This window comes from Azospirillum rugosum, assembly GCF_017876155.1.
In the GTDB taxonomy this organism is placed as follows: Bacteria; Pseudomonadota; Alphaproteobacteria; order Azospirillales; family Azospirillaceae; genus Azospirillum; species Azospirillum rugosum.
This window is the reverse complement of sequence record NZ_JAGINP010000006.1, coordinates 243,271-260,759: the sequence shown is the minus strand read 5'-3', so window position 1 is coordinate 260,759 and position 17,489 is coordinate 243,271. Positions and strand designations below refer to the sequence as shown.

Annotated in this window: 15 protein-coding genes; 12 read left to right on the top strand and 3 right to left on the bottom strand. The window is 68.6% G+C overall.

Annotated features, from left to right (window positions below; translation table 11 throughout):
• The first annotated feature begins 26 nt into the window (after positions 1-26).
• The 4 genes from purC to J2851_RS10950 all read left to right on the top strand — a co-directional run bounded on the left by purC (position 27) and on the right by J2851_RS10950 (position 2,560).
• On the top strand, positions 27-791 hold the full coding sequence (gene purC / locus J2851_RS10965) for a phosphoribosylaminoimidazolesuccinocarboxamide synthase (protein WP_209766300.1): 765 nt from the start codon (positions 27-29) through the stop codon (positions 789-791).
• Between the two features lie 62 nt (positions 792-853).
• Entirely contained in the window at positions 854-1,096 is a 243-nt protein-coding gene (gene purS, locus J2851_RS10960; protein WP_209766299.1) for a phosphoribosylformylglycinamidine synthase subunit PurS, read from the top strand.
• 136 nt (positions 1,097-1,232) lie between these two features.
• Positions 1,233-1,868 (top strand): DNA-3-methyladenine glycosylase family protein, encoded by a 636-nt coding sequence (locus J2851_RS10955; RefSeq protein WP_209766298.1) that lies wholly within the window; start codon positions 1,233-1,235, stop codon positions 1,866-1,868.
• Positions 1,865-2,560 (top strand): MOSC domain-containing protein, encoded by a 696-nt coding sequence (locus J2851_RS10950; RefSeq protein WP_209766297.1) that lies wholly within the window; start codon positions 1,865-1,867, stop codon positions 2,558-2,560. Before J2851_RS10955 ends, J2851_RS10950 begins: the two co-directional genes overlap by 4 nt.
• Before the next feature lie 63 nt (positions 2,561-2,623).
• On the opposite strand, the gene J2851_RS10945 is transcribed toward J2851_RS10950, so the two are convergent.
• From J2851_RS10945 to J2851_RS10935, 3 genes are all read right to left on the bottom strand, one after another.
• Positions 2,624-3,829 carry an MFS transporter gene (locus J2851_RS10945; protein ID WP_209766296.1) on the bottom strand — a complete coding sequence of 402 codons (1,206 nt, stop codon included), beginning with the start codon at positions 3,827-3,829 and terminating at the stop codon, positions 2,624-2,626.
• A 147-nt stretch (positions 3,830-3,976) separates the two neighbouring features.
• On the bottom strand, positions 3,977-5,161 hold the full coding sequence (locus J2851_RS10940) for a hypothetical protein (RefSeq protein WP_209766295.1): 1,185 nt from the start codon (positions 5,159-5,161) through the stop codon (positions 3,977-3,979).
• Complete coding sequence (locus tag J2851_RS10935) at positions 5,154-5,900, bottom strand: hypothetical protein (RefSeq protein WP_209766294.1); 747 nt, start codon at positions 5,898-5,900, stop codon at positions 5,154-5,156. Before J2851_RS10935 ends, J2851_RS10940 begins: the two co-directional genes overlap by 8 nt.
• 358 nt (positions 5,901-6,258) lie before the next feature.
• Between J2851_RS10935 and J2851_RS10930 the strand changes: the two genes are divergently transcribed.
• From J2851_RS10930 to J2851_RS36305, 8 genes are all read left to right on the top strand, one after another.
• On the top strand, positions 6,259-7,503 hold the full coding sequence (locus J2851_RS10930) for an ammonium transporter (protein ID WP_209766293.1): 1,245 nt from the start codon (positions 6,259-6,261) through the stop codon (positions 7,501-7,503).
• A 231-nt stretch (positions 7,504-7,734) separates the two neighbouring features.
• The gene (gene purQ / locus J2851_RS10925; RefSeq protein WP_209766292.1) at positions 7,735-8,424 is read left to right on the top strand and encodes a phosphoribosylformylglycinamidine synthase subunit PurQ; all 690 of its coding nucleotides are present in this window, start codon (positions 7,735-7,737) and stop codon (positions 8,422-8,424) included.
• A 32-nt stretch (positions 8,425-8,456) separates the two neighbouring features.
• Entirely contained in the window at positions 8,457-10,637 is a 2,181-nt protein-coding gene (gene purL / locus J2851_RS10920; RefSeq protein WP_209766357.1) for a phosphoribosylformylglycinamidine synthase subunit PurL, read from the top strand.
• Positions 10,638-10,881: 244 nt separating this feature from the next.
• Complete coding sequence (locus tag J2851_RS10915) at positions 10,882-11,193, top strand: STAS domain-containing protein (RefSeq protein WP_209766291.1); 312 nt, start codon at positions 10,882-10,884, stop codon at positions 11,191-11,193.
• Entirely contained in the window at positions 11,178-11,555 is a 378-nt protein-coding gene (locus J2851_RS10910; RefSeq protein ID WP_211114285.1) for a response regulator, read from the top strand. Before J2851_RS10915 ends, J2851_RS10910 begins: the two co-directional genes overlap by 16 nt.
• Before the next feature lie 31 nt (positions 11,556-11,586).
• Positions 11,587-13,851, top strand: coding sequence for a chemotaxis protein CheA (locus tag J2851_RS10905; RefSeq protein WP_209766289.1), 2,265 nt, complete (start codon positions 11,587-11,589; stop codon positions 13,849-13,851).
• A gap of 9 nt (positions 13,852-13,860) precedes the next feature.
• Positions 13,861-14,412, top strand: coding sequence for a chemotaxis protein CheW (locus J2851_RS10900; RefSeq protein WP_209766288.1), 552 nt, complete (start codon positions 13,861-13,863; stop codon positions 14,410-14,412).
• Positions 14,413-14,542: 130 nt separating this feature from the next.
• Entirely contained in the window at positions 14,543-17,470 is a 2,928-nt protein-coding gene (locus tag J2851_RS36305; RefSeq protein WP_209766287.1) for a methyl-accepting chemotaxis protein, read from the top strand.
• Positions 17,471-17,489 lie beyond the last annotated feature (19 nt).

Below are 17,489 nucleotides of genomic sequence, written 5' to 3'. Positions count from 1 at the left end.
GGCCACACGTTTTTGGACGATCTCTCATGACACGACGCCGGCGCATCTATGAAGGAAAGGCGAAGGTCCTGTTCGAAGGGCCGGAGCCGGGCACCCTGGTGCAGTACTTCAAGGACGACGCGACCGCCTTCAACAACCAGAAGAAGGGCATCATCACCGGCAAAGGGGTGCTGAACAACCGCATCTCCGAGTATCTGATGAGCCGCCTGTCGGAAATCGGCGTTCCCACGCACTTCGTCCGCCGCCTGAACATGCGCGAGCAGCTGGTGCGCGAGGTGGAGATCATCCCGATCGAGCTGGTGGTGCGCAACGTCGCCGCCGGGTCGCTGTCCAAGCGTTTCGGCATCCCGGAAGGCACGCCGCTGCCGCGCTCGATCATCGAGTACTACTACAAGTCGGACGAGCTGAACGACCCGATGGTCACGGAGGAGCACATCACGGCCTTCGGCTGGGCGGCTCCGCAGGATCTCGACGACATGGTCGCGCTGTCGCTCCGCGTGAACGACTATCTGTCGGGCCTCTTCCTCGGCATCGGCCTGCGGCTGGTGGACTTCAAGCTGGAGTTCGGCCGGCTGTGGGAGAACGAGGAGATGCGCATCGTCCTCGCCGACGAGATCAGCCCCGACAACTGCCGCCTGTGGGACATCAAAACCAACGAGAAGCTGGACAAGGACCGCTTCCGCCAGGATCTCGGCAAGGTCGAGGAGGCCTACCAGGAGGTCGCCCGGCGCCTGGGCATCCTGCCCGAGGGCGGCCCGGTGGACGTCAAGGGCCCCAAGACGGTTCAATGACCACGGTCCAGTAACCCCGTCATTCCCCCATCATCAGCACCATCAAGCGAACGGACATTCCGATGAAGGCGAAGGTTCACGTCACCCTCAAGCGCGGCGTTCTCGACCCCCAGGGCAAGGCCATCGCGCACGCGCTGCACACGCTGGGCTTCGACGGCGTCGAGGACGTCCGCGCCGGCAAGGTCATCGAGCTTCAGCTGAAGAGCACCGACGAGGCCACCGCCCGCCAGGAGGTGGAGGCGATGTGCAACAAGCTGCTCGCCAACACCGTCATCGAGGACTACGCGATCGAACTGGTGGCGTAAGGTCTTTTATCCCCTCTCCCCCCTGGGGAGAGGGTCAGGGTGAGGGGGCCCTGGCATCTGCCGCGCTCAACGGTCCCCCGACATCCCCCTCACCCTAGCCCTCTCCCCAGAGGGGAGAGGGAACGGGGGCACATCCATGTCCGTTGATCACCTCACCTCCCTCGACCCGATCTTCGCCGAATCGCTGCGCGTCGGCGGGGCGGAGATCCGCGACTTCACGCGGCCGGACGGCTTTCCCGGCCTGCTGCGCCTGATCATCGAGCAGCAGCTCTCCACCAAGGTTGCCGTGGCCCTGTGGGAGAAGCTGCTGGGCATGGTCGGGACCGTCACGCCCGACGCCATCCTCGCCCTGCCGGACGAGGATCTGCGCGCCTGCGGCCTGTCGCGCCAGAAGATCGGCTACGCCCGCGGCCTCGCCCAAACCGTGGCCGACGGGCGGCTGGACATCACCGCCATCCACGGCATGGACGATGAGGAAGCCATCGCCGCGCTGGTCGCGCTGAAGGGCATCGGGCGCTGGACCGCGGAGGTCTACCTGATGATGGCGCTCGGCCGGCCGGACATCTGGCCGGTGGGCGACCTCGCCATCCAGCTGGGCGTGCAGCGCCTGAAGGGATGGGCGGAGAAACCGACCCAGGCCCAACTTTTGGCTGTGGCGGAACCCTGGCGCCCGCACCGCAGCCTTGCGGCGAAGCTGGTGTGGCACCACTATGTGGCCCTTCAGGAACAGGCCGCCCGGAAACAGGCCATAAGGGCAAGGAAGAAACCGTGACTGAGACCACGATCCGCGCCGTCCTCGTCGGCAAGGCCGTCCCCTTCGGCCCGCCGGGGCGCGCCGGGACGAGCGCCATCGCCAAGACGCCCGTGGACGGCCCGCGCGCCGTTGGGCCGGAAGGCTTCCTCGACGACGAGCAGGGCGACCGCCGCGTCCATGGCGGCCCGGACAAGGCCATCCACCACTACCCGCTCGACCACCACCCGGCCTGGACGGCCGACCTCGGCCCCGACGTGCCGTTGCTGGGCCAGCCCGGCGCCTTCGGCGAGAACCTCTCCACCCTCGGCCTGACCGAGGTGGACATCTGCGTCGGCGACCGTTTCCGCGCCGGCACCGCCCTGTTGGAGGTGGCGCAGGGCCGCCAGCCCTGCTGGAAGCTGAACCACCGCTTCGGCGTGCCGGACATGGCCCGGCGAGTCCAGACCACCGGGCGCACCGGCTGGTACTATCGCGTGCCGGAGCCCGGCGTGATCGGCCCCGGCGACCGGCTGGCGCTGGTGGAGCGCCCCTACCCGCAATGGACGCTGACGCGGCTGCTGCACGTCCTCTACGTCGACACGATGAACCGGGAGGCGCTGGCCGAGATGGCGGCCCTGCCGGTCCTGGCCCAGGCTTGGCGCACGCTCGCCGAACGCCGCCTCGACCGCGGCGCCGTCGAGGACTGGGATGGCCGCCTGAAAGGCAAATAAATCCGTAGGTTGGGTGGAGCGTCAGCGCAACCCAACACACCCGGCACCGGGAAGGATGTTGGGTTACGCTGACGCTCCACCCAACCTACGGCCGGCCCGGCGGAAGGACAGCCACAGCACCGCCGTCGCCCCCACCGCCACCAACTCCAGCGCCGCGGAGAGCAGAAGCGCCGCCCCCTCCCCCGCCCGCTCGATGACCACGGCGTAGGCGAGCGGGGCCAGGGCCGAGACGTAGAAGCTCGGCGCGACGAGGCGGCCCACCGTGCTGCCGTAGGTGCGCGGATCGAACAGCACCAGCGGCAGCGTGCCGCGCACGATGGTTGCCAGCCCGTTGCCCGCCCCGAACAGCAGGGCGAAGGCGATGCCGGCGGCGACCCATTGCCCGCTCGCCATCCCGGCCAGGAAGCCCGGCACCGGCAGAGCCGCCGCGATCAGGGCGAGGCTGGTCGGGTGCAACCGCGCGCCGAACAGCACCTCGCACAGCCGGGCGGAGGACTGGCCGATCCCGCGCAGGGTGGAGATCCACACCGCCGCGACCGGAGCCACGCCCAGCCCGCCGAGAATGCCGATCATGTGCGCCGACAGGCCGGAGGCGAGCAGCCCGGTCGCCGCCACGATCAGCGCGAAGAGCAGCGGCGCCCCGGGGACCGGGTGCGGCCGTTCCGCGGCAGCGTCCGCCGGAGCGCTTCCCGGCTCCACGCGCCGCTCGTAGCGTTCGGCCGGGATGGCGGCGTGCAGGGGGATGGTCAGCAATGCCAGCACCGCGTAGCCGACCAGCGCCCCGCGCCAGCCGAAGGCGTCGGCCAGCGCCTGCCCGACCGGCCACAGCGTGGTGGAGGCCAGCCCGCCCAGCAGCGTGATCTGCGAGATCGGCTTGCGCGCCTGCGGCCCGCCCAGCCGGGCCAGCGCCGCGAAGGCCGCGTCGTACAGAGTCGCCCGCATGGCGAGGCCGAGCACCAGCCAGGACGCGTAATAGCCCACCACCTCCGTGGAGGCCGCCAGCCCCAGGCAGCCGGCCGCCGACAGCAGCGACCCCGCCACCATCACCGGCCGCCCGCCCCAGCGGTCGATGGCCTTGCCGATCGCCGTGGAGGTCAGCCCCATGACCAGCAGCGCCGCGGTGAAGCCGCCGAAGGCGACCGCGAGGCTCAGCCCCAGGTCGGCGGCCATGACCTTCCCGAACAGGCCGATCAGGTAATAGGAGATGCCCCAGCACACGAGCTGCGAGACGCCGAGCAACAGGACCAGCTTTCGTGTGATGTGCGACATGGGACCATTCGGGGATGACAGGGCGAGCGGAGCGGTTCACCCGCGCACGGTCTGGACTATAGGACCCGATCGCGGCGGCGCTCAACGGGCATGGTCATGGCTGCCGCGACTCCACCGCGTCAGCCGCTTCGGCACAGGGCACCTCGATCAATATACGTCGGTCCCCATGAAGCCGTTCAGGGGCAAGCCCGACCGTCGTCCGATCTCGGTCGGCAAACCTCCAGCAGTCAGAATCGTGGCGAGCGCGCGAACCTCGTCGCGGCCGAGCGGCAGACCCTCATTCCTAACTCCATGGCCTGAATACCATATGATGTGTGTATCCACGACGTGGGCACCACCCGACGTGCCACCGACCACGGCACCAGCCAGGACACTGGTTTTCGCGCGTCGGTCATAAGCTCCGACGATCGCCCCGGCGACGGCACCGCCCGCGGACGCCTCCGCCACGCCACGCGTTTGCAAGTCGGCTTCACGGGATACCTGCGAAAGGCTATACAGTTCTGTGATCGAGGACCGCGACAAGGCCGGGACATCCGGCGCCTCCATCGCCCGCGTCTTCAGTTCCCTGAGGTTCGCACGGTACTCCTGCTCCGAGTCGCCCGGCATGAAATTCCCGCGGCTCACCGCGCTGATGCGTCGCCCGACCGCCGCGATTATGGCGTTGGCCGAGGCATAGGCGATCGTCTCGAATCGCTTCCTATCGCCAGCCATGTCGCTGTCCCGCAGGATGTCCACCGCTTCCACCGCCGACGTGGCAACCGTCGCCAGCGCTGCCCGCCCTTCCTTCGTCCCGTCCAGCCCGGAAAGCGCCAGGGAGAGCTGGACACCGTCGATCACGTTTCCTGCACGCGTGATCTCGGCCAGGGCCGGGTAGGCGGCGAACACGGCGCCGATGCGGTCGACGTTCTCGGCGTAGCTCCTGGCGCGGTAATATTCGTATTCGACGACGGCCCTGTCCGGCCGGAACGTGCAGCCGGCGACAGCGACCCGTTGCCGGCGCACGGCGTTGTAGTTCGTCTGCTCCTTCAATTCGAATTCGTAGTGCTGGCGGATCCGGGCAGGATCCGGTTCGCAGCGAACCTCGCAACGAATGATGCCGCGATCGTCACTCAACGCTTCGCATTGGAAATCGTCGTTCCGCGCTGGCGGCAACGCCTTCACCCAGAGAACCGGCACACCCGGCTTCGGCCGGGGCACCGGGTTCTCCAGGTCGATCTGCCGCACCTCGATTTCGTAAGATCGGGTTTCCCCGGCGTTCGCCGCGCCGGACAGCAACAGCCCACAGAGGCAGAAACTCGCACATGCATCAAAGAGAGCGGATGTCTTACGCATTTCCCCACCTCTTGAAGACGCCGACGAGAACACTTCCTCCTGCGACAAAGAACATGAGAAAAATAAATTTTGTGGCGTTGTTGGACCCAACCAGCGTGTTGAAAAAGTCCGCTCGATGTACTCGGCACAAGCCGCCCGCCTTCACGACATCGTCAGGATACATTACATAAGAGCCGAACTCCTCGGTATTCAGCTTTTTCATGGTTCCAATTGGACTGCCGATGAAGCGGTAGGAAAACAGTTCATTGAAGTTGTCGATATTTACGGAAATTGACGCCAGACCGATTTCGTCCTGCGAGGCTCCGCGTGGCGGATTGTCCCGAACACGATTGAGGGCCGCGATCTGGTCGGCGGAGCACAGGTCCGAGTTGCTCGCGCAGGATGATCCCGACAGCGCGTGAAACAGCAGATTGTGTTGCTTCAGGTCACGCTCCCAGCTGACGTCGCGCAAGATGGCGTCCCGTGCTTCGAAACCGAGGTTGATGCGGGCGGGGACTTTTCCGTTCGCAGTCAAATCCACCCGGTAAACCTCCCGACCGTTTCGTTGATCGACGTTGACGTCGACGACGATCAGGCAACTGTCCAACCACCCCGAAACGAGGCTTTTCAAGGAAGCATCGCTGGCCGCAAGGAAGGACGGAAGCACCGCAAGAACGGCGATTCCGAGGTTGAACTTCAAAGACTTGAGCGCTGACAGCACCGCGTTGCCCGACTGCGGCCCGTTGCCCTCCTCAGACATCGCATTTCCCCGTCGCACAGGTTCCGCCAGGGAGACGGGCGGCGCCTCCCGGTTGCGGACGAATATTGTATTGAAATACGGCGCGCGCCCAAAGCCTTTCTCTCGCGACCAAGTAGCGAGTGATATTCATGGTATTCGCGTTACGAAACTGAGCCGTCCGCGTTGTGACGTGGACGCTCATCGCGATGCGGCACACCCCTTGCACACGAAAAAGCAGCGTCACACGCGCCCTGCCCGCCTTTTGGGCGGTTCACCCGCTGTTTGCTCCCGGAGCGGGCGATTCATAGCTTGCGTAAATTTGCCCAATAACGTATCAATTTGCCCTCTTATTGGGCATAATGCTGAAGGTTTGGGCAAAATGGGTGCAGCGAAGACCGGCGGAGACGTCCTCTTTGTCCTTATCGGCGCCGTGATGGTGCTGGCCATGCATTGCGGCTTCGCGCTGCTGGAGGTCGGGACCGTCCGGGAGAAAAATCAGGTGAACGCGCTGGTGAAGATCCTGTCGGACTTCGCCATGTCCATCATCGCCTACTTCTTCGTCGGCTACGCGGTGGCCTACGGCGTGGATTTCTTCGCCGACGCCAAGACGCTGGTCGGGAAAGGAGCCGCCCTTGAAAATGGTGGGGGCTTCGCGGCCTACGGCTACGACCTCGTGAAGTTCTTTTTCCTGGCGACCTTCGCCGCCGCCGTGCCGGCCATCGTGTCGGGCGGCATCGCGGAGCGGGCGAAGTTCTGGCCGCAGGCCTGCGCCACGCTTCTGCTGATCGCGTTCTTCTACCCCGCGCTGGAAGGCATGGTCTGGGGCACGCGGCTGGGCCTGCAGGACTGGATGACCGCGACCTTCGGGCAGCCCTTCCACGACTTCGCCGGCTCCGTCGTCGTGCACGCCTTCGGCGGCTGGGTGGCGCTGGGCGCCGTGCTGATGCTGGGCAACCGGCGCGGCCGCTACCGCCACAACGGCACGCTGGTCGCCATCCCGCCGTCCAACATCCCCTTCCTGGCACTGGGCGCCTGGGTGCTGGCCGTGGGCTGGTTCGGCTTCAACGTGATGAGCGCGCAGACGCTGGACGGCGTGTCCGGCCTCGTCGCCATCAACTCCCTGATGGCGATGGTCGGCGGCATCGTCACCTCGCTGATGATCAGCCGCAACGACCCGGGCTTCGTCCACAACGGCGCGCTGGCCGGGCTGGTGGCGGTCTGCGCGGGGTCCGACGTCATGCACCCGCTGGGCGCGCTGATCACCGGTGGGCTGGCCGGGCTGCTGTTCGTCTGGGCCTTCAACAAGTGCCAGATCGGCTGGAAGATCGACGACGTGCTGGGCGTCTGGCCGCTGCACGGGCTGTGCGGCCTGACCGGCGGCTTGCTCGCCGGCGTCTTCGGGCAGGAAAGCCTGGGCGGCATGGGCGGCGTGTCGCTGCCGGCGCAAGCCGTGGGCACGCTGGGCGGTGCCGCCTTCGGCCTGCTGTCCGGTCTGCTCGTCTATGGTGCATTGAAGATGACCGTCGGCATCCGCCTGGACGCGGAGGAGGAGCACCGTGGTGCGGACCTCTCCCTGCACCAGATCACCGCCTATCCCGAGGCGGACGCCCCTGCCCTGCGCTAGCCACCTTCCCCTCTCCACCCCTGGTGGGAGGGTGAGGGCAAGGTCCTTCCGAGAATCCTGGCCCGAAAAACCAAGCCCTCACCCTCCCAAGCCAGAGGCTTGGGCCCCTCCCTCTCCCGCCGGAGGCGAGAGAGGGGCATTTCAGGGTTGCGCCCCTTGCTTTGCCGGGGCCGGGCCATTAGTGTCCGGCCTCGAACCGTTCCCCCCACGACGCCGGATTTCCCAAGCCCCATGAAGGCCGCCGTCATCGTTTTCCCCGGCTCCAACCGCGAACGCGACGCCGTCGCCGCGCTGGAGGCCGCCAGCGGGACCAAGCCGCATCTGGTCTGGCACCGCGACACCGAACTGCCCAAGGTCGACTTGATCCTCGTGCCGGGCGGCTTCTCCTATGGCGATTACCTGCGCTCCGGCGCCATGGCGGCGCACTCGCCGATCATGCGCGAGGTGAAGGCGCGGGCCGATCAGGGCGTGCGGGTGCTCGGCATCTGCAACGGCTTCCAGATCATCACGGAGGCGGGGCTGCTGCCCGGCGCCCTGATGCGCAACGCCAAGCTGAAGTTCGTCTGCCGCACCGTGCACCTGCGCGTGGAGAACACGGACAGCGCGTTCACGGCCAAGTACCGCAAGGGTCAGATCGTCCGCTATCCCGTGGCGCACGGCGACGGCAACTACTGGACCGACGCGGAAGCGGTGAAGCGGCTGGACGGCGAGGGCCAGGTGGCCTTCCGCTACGTCAGCGACGAGAGCCGCGACGATGGGGCTTGGAACCCGAACGGTTCGCTGGACGACATCGCCGGCATCTTCAACGCCAAGCGCACCGTGCTTGGCCTGATGCCGCACCCCGAGGACGCGGTGTCCGCCTTCCACGGCAACACCGACGGCAAGCCCTTGTTCGACGGTCTGGTGGAGGCCCTGTCGTGACCACCGCGCAGCAGCCCGAAGTCTCCCTGGAGATGGCCCGCGAGTTCGGCCTGTCCGAAGGGGAATACAACAGCGCCCTGGAAATCCTGGGCCGCAAGCCGACCTACACGGAACTGGGCATCATCTCGGTGATGTGGTCGGAGCACTGCTCCTACAAGTCGTCCAAGAAGTGGCTGATGACGCTGCCGACCACCGGCCCGCAGGTCATCTGCGGCCCCGGCGAGAATGCCGGCGTGGTCGATGCCGGCGACGGCGACGCCATCATCTTCAAGATGGAGAGCCACAACCACCCCTCCTACATCGAGCCCTTCCAGGGTGCGGCGACCGGCGTGGGCGGCATCCTGCGCGACGTGTTCACCATGGGCGCCCGGCCCATCGCCAACATGAACGCGCTGCGCTTCGGCGCGCCCGACCATCCGAAGACCCGCCATCTGGTGTCGGGCGTGGTCGCCGGCATCGCCCATTACGGCAACTGCGTCGGCGTGCCGACCATCGGCGGCGAGACGAACTTCCACCCGGCCTACAACGGCAACATCCTGGTCAACGCGATGACCGTGGGCGTCGCCAAGGCCGACCGGATCTTCTATTCGGCCGCCGCCGGTGTCGGCAACCCGGTGGTCTATGTGGGATCCAAGACCGGCCGCGACGGCATCCACGGCGCGACCATGGCGTCGGCCGAGTTCAGCGAGGATTCCGAGGAGAAGCGCCCGACCGTGCAGGTCGGTGACCCCTTCACCGAAAAGCTGCTGATCGAGGCCTGCCTGGAGCTGATGGAGACGGACGCCATCGTCGCCATCCAGGACATGGGTGCCGCCGGCCTCACCTCCTCCTCGGTCGAGATGGCCGGCAAGGGCGGCCTGGGCATCGAGCTGGTGCTCGACGACGTGCCGATGCGCGAGGAGGGGATGACCCCCTACGAGATCATGCTCTCCGAAAGCCAGGAGCGCATGCTGATCATCCTGAAGCCCGGCCGCGAGGACGTCGCCCGCGCGATCTTCGAGAAGTGGGAGCTGGACTTCGCCGTCATCGGCCACTTGACCGACAACGGCAAGCTGGTCATCAAGATGCATGGCCAGACTTGGTGCGACATGCCGATCGCGCCGGTGTCCAACGCCTCCCCGCTCTACGACCGCCCGTGGGAGCCGACGCCGGCCGCCGCGGAGCTTGAGGAGTCGGTGCGCGCCCTGCCGTCCGACAAGACGCTGGGCGACATCCTAGAAAAGATCGTCGCCTGCCCCGACCAGGCCTCCAAGCGCTGGATCTGGGAGCAGTACGACAGCCTGGTCAACGGCGACACCCGCTTCATGTCCGGCCAGGCCGACGCGGGCGTGGTGCGTCTGCCCGGCCAGACCAAGGGCATCGCCGTCACCACCGACTGCACCCCGCGCTACTGCCTCGCCGACCCGGTCCGCGGCGGCGCCCAGGCGGTGGCCGAGGCGTACCGCAACCTGTCCGCCGTCGGCGCCCTGCCGCTGGCCGTCACCGACAACATGAACTTCGGCAACCCCGAGAAGCCGCGGATCATGGGCCAGTTCGTGGGCGCCATCCAGGGCATGGCCGACGCCTGCCGCGCGCTGGACTTCCCGGTCGTGTCGGGCAACGTCTCGCTCTACAACGAGACCAACGGCGAGGCCATCCTGCCGACCCCGGCCATCGGCGCCGTCGGCCTGCTGCCGGACGCCATGATGGCCGTGGGCATCGCCTTCAAGAACGAAGGCGACACGATCCTCCTCATTGGTGAAACGAAGGGCCACCTCGGCCAGTCGCTCTACCTGCGGGAGATCCTGGGCCGCGAGGACGGCCCGCCGCCGCCGGTCGATCTGGATGTCGAGCGCCGCAACGGCGACTTCGTCCGCGGCATCGTCCGCGAAGGGCTGGCGGTGTCGAGCCACGACATCCAGGACGGCGGCCTGCTGGTGACCGTGGCCGAGATGGCCATGGCCGGTGGAATCGGCGCCAACCTGTCGGGCCTGGATGGAGCGGACGCCGGCGTGCTGTTCGGCGAGGACCAGGGCCGCTACGTCCTGGCCGTCCGTCCGGAGAACGCCGCGGCGGTGCAGGAGAAGGCCAAGGCTGCCGGCGTGCCGGTGACGGTGCTCGGCAAGACCAACGGCACGGCCCTGACCGGCCGCGGCGGCGAGGCGATCACCATCGCCCGCCTGAAGAAGGCCAACGAGGCCTGGCTGCCGGGCTACATGGCCGCCGCCGAATAAACAGCCGTGATTGACCGAAAAGGCCGGGCGACGGAAACGTCGTCCGGCCTTTTTCTTTGCGCGTCCCTGGGGCGCTGCCCCGCGTCCGAAAAAGATCGCCGTCTCCGCACGGCTGTGCACGCCGGTTGATTCAGGTCAGTCCGGCTGGCTTAACGAATCCTTATACGTGCAGCGGGCATGGTTTTTCCCCGAAACACCGGGACCGGCCCGATCCACCCGCGTGGTGGGTGGCAAGGAGGATGAGGTGACACTGATCAAGTGGAGCGACGAGGGCGGGCAGGTCCGCCTTGGCCTGCCGAGCGACCTCGACCTCGCCATGGCGCAGCCGCTTCTGGAAGGCTTGCGCGCCGGATTCGGCGCGTCCGACACCGTGGTCGCCGACGCGGCCGCGGTGGAGCGCGTCAGCACCGCCTGCATCCAGGCCCTGCTGGCCGCGGCGCGCCACGCCGCCGAACACAACCGCACATTCGCCATCCTGCAGCCGTCCGAGGTCCTGACGGAGGCGTGCGAGGATCTGGGTCTCGCCCCCTGGCTGAAGCAATGGAGCCGAGCGTGAAGAAGAAGGTTCTCACCGTCGACGATTCGCGGACCATGCGGGACATGGTCGCCTTCACGCTGAAGGGCGCGGGCTACGACGTGGTGGAGGCCGGCGACGGGCAGCAGGCGCTGACCCTGATCGGCGCCAACAAGGTGGACCTCGTCATCACCGACCTGAACATGCCGGTGATGGACGGCCTGACGCTGATCCGCCGCCTGCGCGCGACGCCGGCCCACCGCACCCTGCCGATCTTGATGCTGACCACCGAGGCCGACGAATCGAAGAAGGCGGAAGGCCGTTCCGCCGGGGCGACGGGCTGGATCGTGAAGCCCTTCAACCCCGACAAGCTGATCTCCGTCGTGCAGAAGGTCTGCGGCTGACGCAGCGTATCTGGCTTTTGAGGGCACGCCCGTGGAAGACCTGAGCCGGTTCAAGCAAACCTACTTCGACGAGAGCGCGGAGCTGCTGGCGGTGGCCGAATCCGGCCTGCTGCGCCTGACGCCCGGCGAGGTGGACTCCGACGAGGTCAACGCCATCTTCCGCGCCGTCCATTCCATCAAGGGCGGCGGCGGCGCTTTCGGCTTCACCGAGCTGGTCGCCTTCGCGCACGAGTTCGAGACGGTGATGGACGGGGTGCGCAACACCAGCATCCCGGTCACGACGGAGCTGGTGGACACGCTGATCCGCGCCAACGACGTGCTGGGCCAGATGCTGGCCTACGCGCGCGAGGAGGCGGCCGCCCCGCCCGGCACCACCGACGACACCGTCGCCGCGCTGCGCCGCCATCTGGCCGGCGGGCCGGCCGAGGCGGCCGCGCCGGAGCCCGCGCCGACCGCCCAGCCAGCCGCCTATCCGGACGACGAGGACGACGAGGCCGGCATCTTCGGCGACGCCATGGTCGCCATCAGCGCGGCCCGCGAAGCGGAGGAGGGCACGGCGGGTGCCGCCGCCCCGGTTCCCGAGGGCAAGCTGCGCTGGACCATCACCTTCCGGCCGAAGCCCGACCTGCTGCTGTCCGGCAACGAGCCGACCTTCATGCTGCGCGCGCTGCGCCGGCTCGGCGACGCCACCATCGACTGCGACCTGCGGAGCCTGCCGCCCCTCCAGGCGCTGGAGGCGGAGCTTCTGTACCTGTCCTGGACGGTCACGCTGATCGCCGATCCCGACGTGGATCAGGAGAAGATCAACGACGTCTTCGAGTTCGTCGCCGACGAATGCGACATCCGCATCGCCGTCGAGGCCCCGGTCCCCGCGGTCGCGGCCCCGCCCGCGGTGCAGACGTCCACCGATCCGGTGCCGGTGTCGGCCGCCCCTCCGCCGGTGCCGGCCGCCGCGGCCAAGCCGCCAGAGGCCGCGAAGGGCGAACCCGCCAAGCCCCGCGCCAACGGCGGCGGCGGCGGTGGCGGCGAGCACGCCGGCCTGACCAGCCACACCATCCGCGTGGACCTCGACAAGATCGACCGGCTGGTCAACATGGTCGGCGAGATGGTCATCACCCAGGCGATGATCGCGGAGCATGTGCGCGACCTGCCGCCCGGCGAGTTCCAGGAGCTTCTGGAAGGGCTGGAGCAGCTGGCCCAGCACACGCGCGAGCTGCGCGAGAGCGTGATGTCCATCCGCGCCCAGCCGGTGTCCAGCGTCTTCTCCCGCATGCCGCGGCTGGTGCGCGAATGCGCCGCCGCGACGGGAAAGGAGGTGCAGCTGGTCACCTCCGGCGAGACGACCGAGGTGGACAAGACGGTGGTGGAGAACCTCGTCGACCCGCTGACCCACATGATCCGCAACTCCATCGACCACGGGCTGGAAGGCCCGGAGGAGCGGGAGCGCATCGGCAAGCCGCGCGCCGGCACCGTGCACCTGTCGGCGCAGCACCGGTCGGGCCGCATCGTCATCGAGATCACCGACGACGGGCGCGGCATCAACCGGCCAAAGGTGCTGTCCAAGGCCATCGAGAAGGGCCTGGTCCAGCCGGGCGCCAGCCTGTCCGACGAGGAGATCGACAACCTCATCTTCCTGCCGGGCTTCTCCACCGCCGACCAGGTGTCGAACCTGTCCGGCCGCGGCGTCGGCATGGACGTGGTGCGGCGGAACATCTCGTCGCTGGGCGGGCGAATCGGCGTCTATTCGGCGCCGGGCGAGGGCTCCCGCTTCGTGCTGTCGCTGCCGCTGACGCTCGCCGTGCTGGACGGCATGGTGATTTCCGTGGGCGAGGAGCGCTTCGTCCTGCCGCTGACCAACATCGTGGAGAGCCTGCGCCCGAAGGCCGCGGACCTGCACGGGCTGGTCGGCAAGTGCGACGTCATGATGGCGCGCGGCGAGTATGTCCGGCTCGTCTACCTGCACCAGCTGTTCGGCATCCCCAAGGCGGTCACCGACCCCACCCGCGCGCTGGTCGTGCTGGTGGAGACGGAGGACGGCGCGCGCCTCGGCCTCGTCGTCGACGAGGTGCTGGGCCAGCAGCAGGTCGTCATCAAGAGCCTGGAGGCCAACTTCCGCCGCCTGGACGGCGTGGCCGCGGCGACCATCCTGGGCGACGGGCGCGTCGCCCTGATCCTGGACGTCGCCGGCCTGCGCGAGATGAGCCGGCATCACGACTCCGGCTATTCCCGGCCGCCCGACCCGGGACAGGCCGCCCTTCCCGCCGCCCTTCCGTCCCCTGCACTCGAACCGGTCTGAGGCCAAGCGATGACCACCTCCACCGCGCTGACCACCATCGGCAGCACCCGGACCGACGTAATGTCGGTCAACGCCTCCGAAGAGCAGTACGTCACCTTCACCGTCGGCAGCGAGGAATACGGGGTCAACATCCTGTCCGTGCGCGAGATCCGCGGCTGGACGCCGGAAAGCCGGCTGCCCAACCTGCCGGACTATGTGCGCGGCGTGATCAACCTGCGCGGCATCATCATCCCGATCTTCGACCTGCGCGCCCGCTTCGGCGGCGGCGCCACCCAGGTGACCAAGCGCCACGTCGTGGTGGTGATCCAGGTGGGCGAGCGCACGCGCGGCATCCTGGTGGACGCCATCTCCGACATCCTGGCGATCGGCCACGACAGCATCAAGCCGCCGCCCGACGTGGACAGCGGCATGGTCGACGCGGAATACCTGAGCGGCCTCTACACCGCGGAGAACCGCATGGTCACCCTGCTGAACGTGGAGAAGCTGTTCTCCACCGAGGCCGGGGAGGCGGCGGACGCCGCGGCGGCCCGGGTTCCGCTGGCGCTCGACAAGGCGCACTGAGGACGGGCGTCACTGAGAGCGGGTGTCATTGGGGACGGTCGGCGGCGCCGGGGGGAGGCCGCCGACACACGTCGCCAGCACATGATCGACCGCACATGAAAAACGGCAAGCAAACGCGTGGGGGAAGCGCATGTCGGGTCTGAGCATCTCGAAGCGGTTGTGGCTCGCCTTCGGGCTCCTGCTGGCCCTGCTGGTGGCGCAGGTCGGCGCGGGCATGCTCGGCATCCGCAGCCTGAACAACAACGTCGACGCGGTGCTCGCCTCCTCGGACCTGGCGAGCTTCGCCAAGGATTTGTCGGCCCGGCTCGCCAACCAGCGCATCCAGGGCCGCGACTACCTCTTCACCGGCGACCCCAAGGCGCTCGACCGCCAGCGGACGCTCCGCGCCGAGTTCGACCGGGCGATGGCCGGGCATGAGGCCGCCATCAAGGCGTCGCCGCAGGCCGCGAAATTCGCCGAGCTGTCCCGGCTGCACGCCGAGTACCACGCCCAGTTCGAAGCCGTGCGCGCCCACCGCGAACGCTACGACGCGGCGATCCGGCAGCGCATGGACCCGCTGGGTGCCGCCATCACCGACCGGCTGGAGCGGCTGTCGGAGGAAACGCTGGCCTCCGGCGGCAAGGACGCCGCGCTGGCGGTTGGCGAATTGGCGAAGCACTGGGCGCTGGTGCGGCTCTACGCCAACCGGGCCATCGGGATGCGCGACGCCGGCGCGCCGCGCCTGCTCGACGCCAACCTGAAGGAGATGCTGGAGCACGTCCGCGAGGCGCAGACCCTGCTGACCGACGCCACGCTTCTGCAGGGCCTGCGCGAGGTCGAGGCGCGCGCGCCGGACTACCGCGCCGCCTTCGCCGAGGCCGTCGCCGTCGACCAGGACATCGACCGGCTGCGCGCCGAGGTGGTCGCGAAGGTGGTGTCCCGGCTGAACGAGACGCTGGAGGCGGTGGTCGCCGGCGTGCACGCGGAGCAGGACGCGATCGAGCGGCAGGCCGAAGGCGAGGTGACGAAGAACCTGGTCCTGTCGCTGGCCATCGGCGGCCTGTCGCTCCTGCTGGGCGTCCTGGCGGCCCGCGCCATCGCGCGGTCCATCGCGGGGCCGGTCAACGGCATCCGCAAGGTCATGGCCGACCTGACCGACGGGCACCTGTCCGTCACGGTGCCGCACACCGACGGGCGCGACGAGCTGGGCGAGATGGCCCGCGCCGTGGACGCCTTCAAGGACGACGCGGTGTCCGCCGTGCGCTCCCGCATCGCGCTGGACCGGGTGTCGGCCAGCATCATGATGGCGGACGCCGACGGCGCGATCACCTACGCCAACGCCTCCCTGCTGGCCATGTTCAAGGCGGCGGAGGCCGACCTGAAGGCGGTCCTGCCCAACTTCGACAGCGACGGGCTGGTCGGCCGCAACCTCGATTCCCTCCATTCCGATCTTCAGGGCGATACGGCGCAGCCGCGCGCCACCCTGACCGGCCTGACCGCCACCCACCGGGGGACGATCAAGGCCGGGCGCCGCACCTTCCAGGTGATCGCCAACCCGGTCGCCGGCCGCCATGGGGAGCGTCTGGGCACCGTCATCGAATGGCGCGACCTGACCGACGAGCTGTCCATCGAGGCGGAGATCGCCGGCATCGTCGACAGCGCGGTGCGCGGCGACTTCTCCCGCCGCATCGACCTGGCGGGCAAGGCCGGCTTCTTCCGGCTGGTCAGCGAGGGCATCAACCGGCTGGCCGGCAACGTCTCCGACGTGGCGGAGGAGCTGGCCTCGACCCTGGAATCGCTGGCGCAGGGCGACCTGTCGCGCCGCATCGACCGGCCCTACGAGGGCGTGTTCCAGCGCCTGAAGGAGGACTTCAACAACACGGTGGAGAAGCTGTCGGAGATCGTCCGCCGCATCAACGCCGCCGCGGAGTCCATCGCCACCGCCAGCGGCGAGATCGCCGAGGGCAGCCTGGACCTGTCCGAGCGCACGGAGCAGCAGGCCTCCTCGCTGGAGGAGACGGCGGCGAGCATGGAGGAGTTGGCGGCGACCGTGCGCTCCAACGCCGACAACGCCCAGCAGGTGACCAGCGTCGCCAACGACGCCCGGACCGCCGCCGAGCGCGGCGGGCAGGTGGCGGCCAGCGCCGTGGACGCCATGCGCCGGATCGAGCAGTCGTCGCAGAAAATCTCCGACATCATCGGGGTGATCGACGAGATCGCCTTCCAGACCAACCTGCTGGCGCTGAACGCCGCCGTCGAGGCCGCCCGCGCCGGCGACGCGGGCCGCGGCTTCGCGGTGGTGGCGCAGGAGGTGCGCAACCTCGCCCAGCGCTCCGCCCAGGCGTCCAAGGAGATCAAGACGCTGATCCTGGACAGCGGGGCGCAGGTGCGCGACGGCGTGGACCTCGTCCGCTCCGCCGGCGCGACGCTGACCGACATCGTGTCCGGCATCTCCCGCGTCGCCGACCTGGTGTCGGAGATCGCGCGGGCCACGGCGGAGCAGGCCTCCGGCCTGGACGAGGTGAATTCGGCCGTCGCCCAGATGGACGAGATGACCCAGAAGAACGCCGCGCTGGTCGAGGAGAGCACGGCCGCCGCCCGCTCCCTGGAGGAGCAGGCCGGGCAGCTGCGCCAGCAGATGGCCTTCTTCGCGCTGGACCGCGCCGCCGCGCTGGGGCGCAGCGGGGCCGGCGACCTGACGCGCCATGTCCAGCTGATCGAGAACACCAAGATCGACCACCTGACCTTCCGCGAGAACGTGCTGAAGGCCGTGCAGGGCCGCGGCGACGCCACCGCCGACAAGCTGGCCGACCACCATCACTGCCGGCTGGGCAAGTGGTACGACACGGTGGACGACGCGGTCGTGCGCTCCTCCCCCGCCTTCGCCCGGCTGGCCGAGCCGCACGCCCGCTTCCACGAGGCCGGCAAGCGCGCGCTGAAGGCCCACGAACAGGGAGACGACGCGGCCGCCGCCCGGGCGCTGGAGGATCTGGAACGGCTGTCGGGCACGGTGCTCGGGCTGCTCGACACGCTGGCTGCCGATGTCCGGGCCGCCGATGTCCGTGGGCGCGCCGCATGAGCAGCGCCTGGATCGACAG

Excerpts from the sequence above, each read along its gene's own strand:
- purC (WP_209766300.1), top strand. The coding sequence starts at position 27 with ATGACACGACGCCGGCGCATCTATGAAGGAAAGGCGAAGGTCCTGTTC.
- purS (WP_209766299.1), top strand. The coding sequence starts at position 854 with ATGAAGGCGAAGGTTCACGTCACCCTCAAGCGCGGCGTTCTCGACCCC.
- J2851_RS10955 (WP_209766298.1), top strand. The coding sequence starts at position 1,233 with ATGTCCGTTGATCACCTCACCTCCCTCGACCCGATCTTCGCCGAATCG.
- J2851_RS10945 (WP_209766296.1), bottom strand. The coding sequence starts at position 3,829 with ATGTCGCACATCACACGAAAGCTGGTCCTGTTGCTCGGCGTCTCGCAG.
- J2851_RS10940 (WP_209766295.1), bottom strand. The coding sequence starts at position 5,161 with ATGCGTAAGACATCCGCTCTCTTTGATGCATGTGCGAGTTTCTGCCTC.
- J2851_RS10935 (WP_209766294.1), bottom strand. The coding sequence starts at position 5,900 with ATGTCTGAGGAGGGCAACGGGCCGCAGTCGGGCAACGCGGTGCTGTCA.
- J2851_RS10930 (WP_209766293.1), top strand. The coding sequence starts at position 6,259 with ATGGGTGCAGCGAAGACCGGCGGAGACGTCCTCTTTGTCCTTATCGGC.
- purQ (WP_209766292.1), top strand. The coding sequence starts at position 7,735 with ATGAAGGCCGCCGTCATCGTTTTCCCCGGCTCCAACCGCGAACGCGAC.
- purL (WP_209766357.1), top strand. The coding sequence starts at position 8,457 with ATGGCCCGCGAGTTCGGCCTGTCCGAAGGGGAATACAACAGCGCCCTG.
- J2851_RS10910 (WP_211114285.1), top strand. The coding sequence starts at position 11,178 with ATGGAGCCGAGCGTGAAGAAGAAGGTTCTCACCGTCGACGATTCGCGG.
- J2851_RS10900 (WP_209766288.1), top strand. The coding sequence starts at position 13,861 with ATGACCACCTCCACCGCGCTGACCACCATCGGCAGCACCCGGACCGAC.
- J2851_RS36305 (WP_209766287.1), top strand. The coding sequence starts at position 14,543 with ATGTCGGGTCTGAGCATCTCGAAGCGGTTGTGGCTCGCCTTCGGGCTC.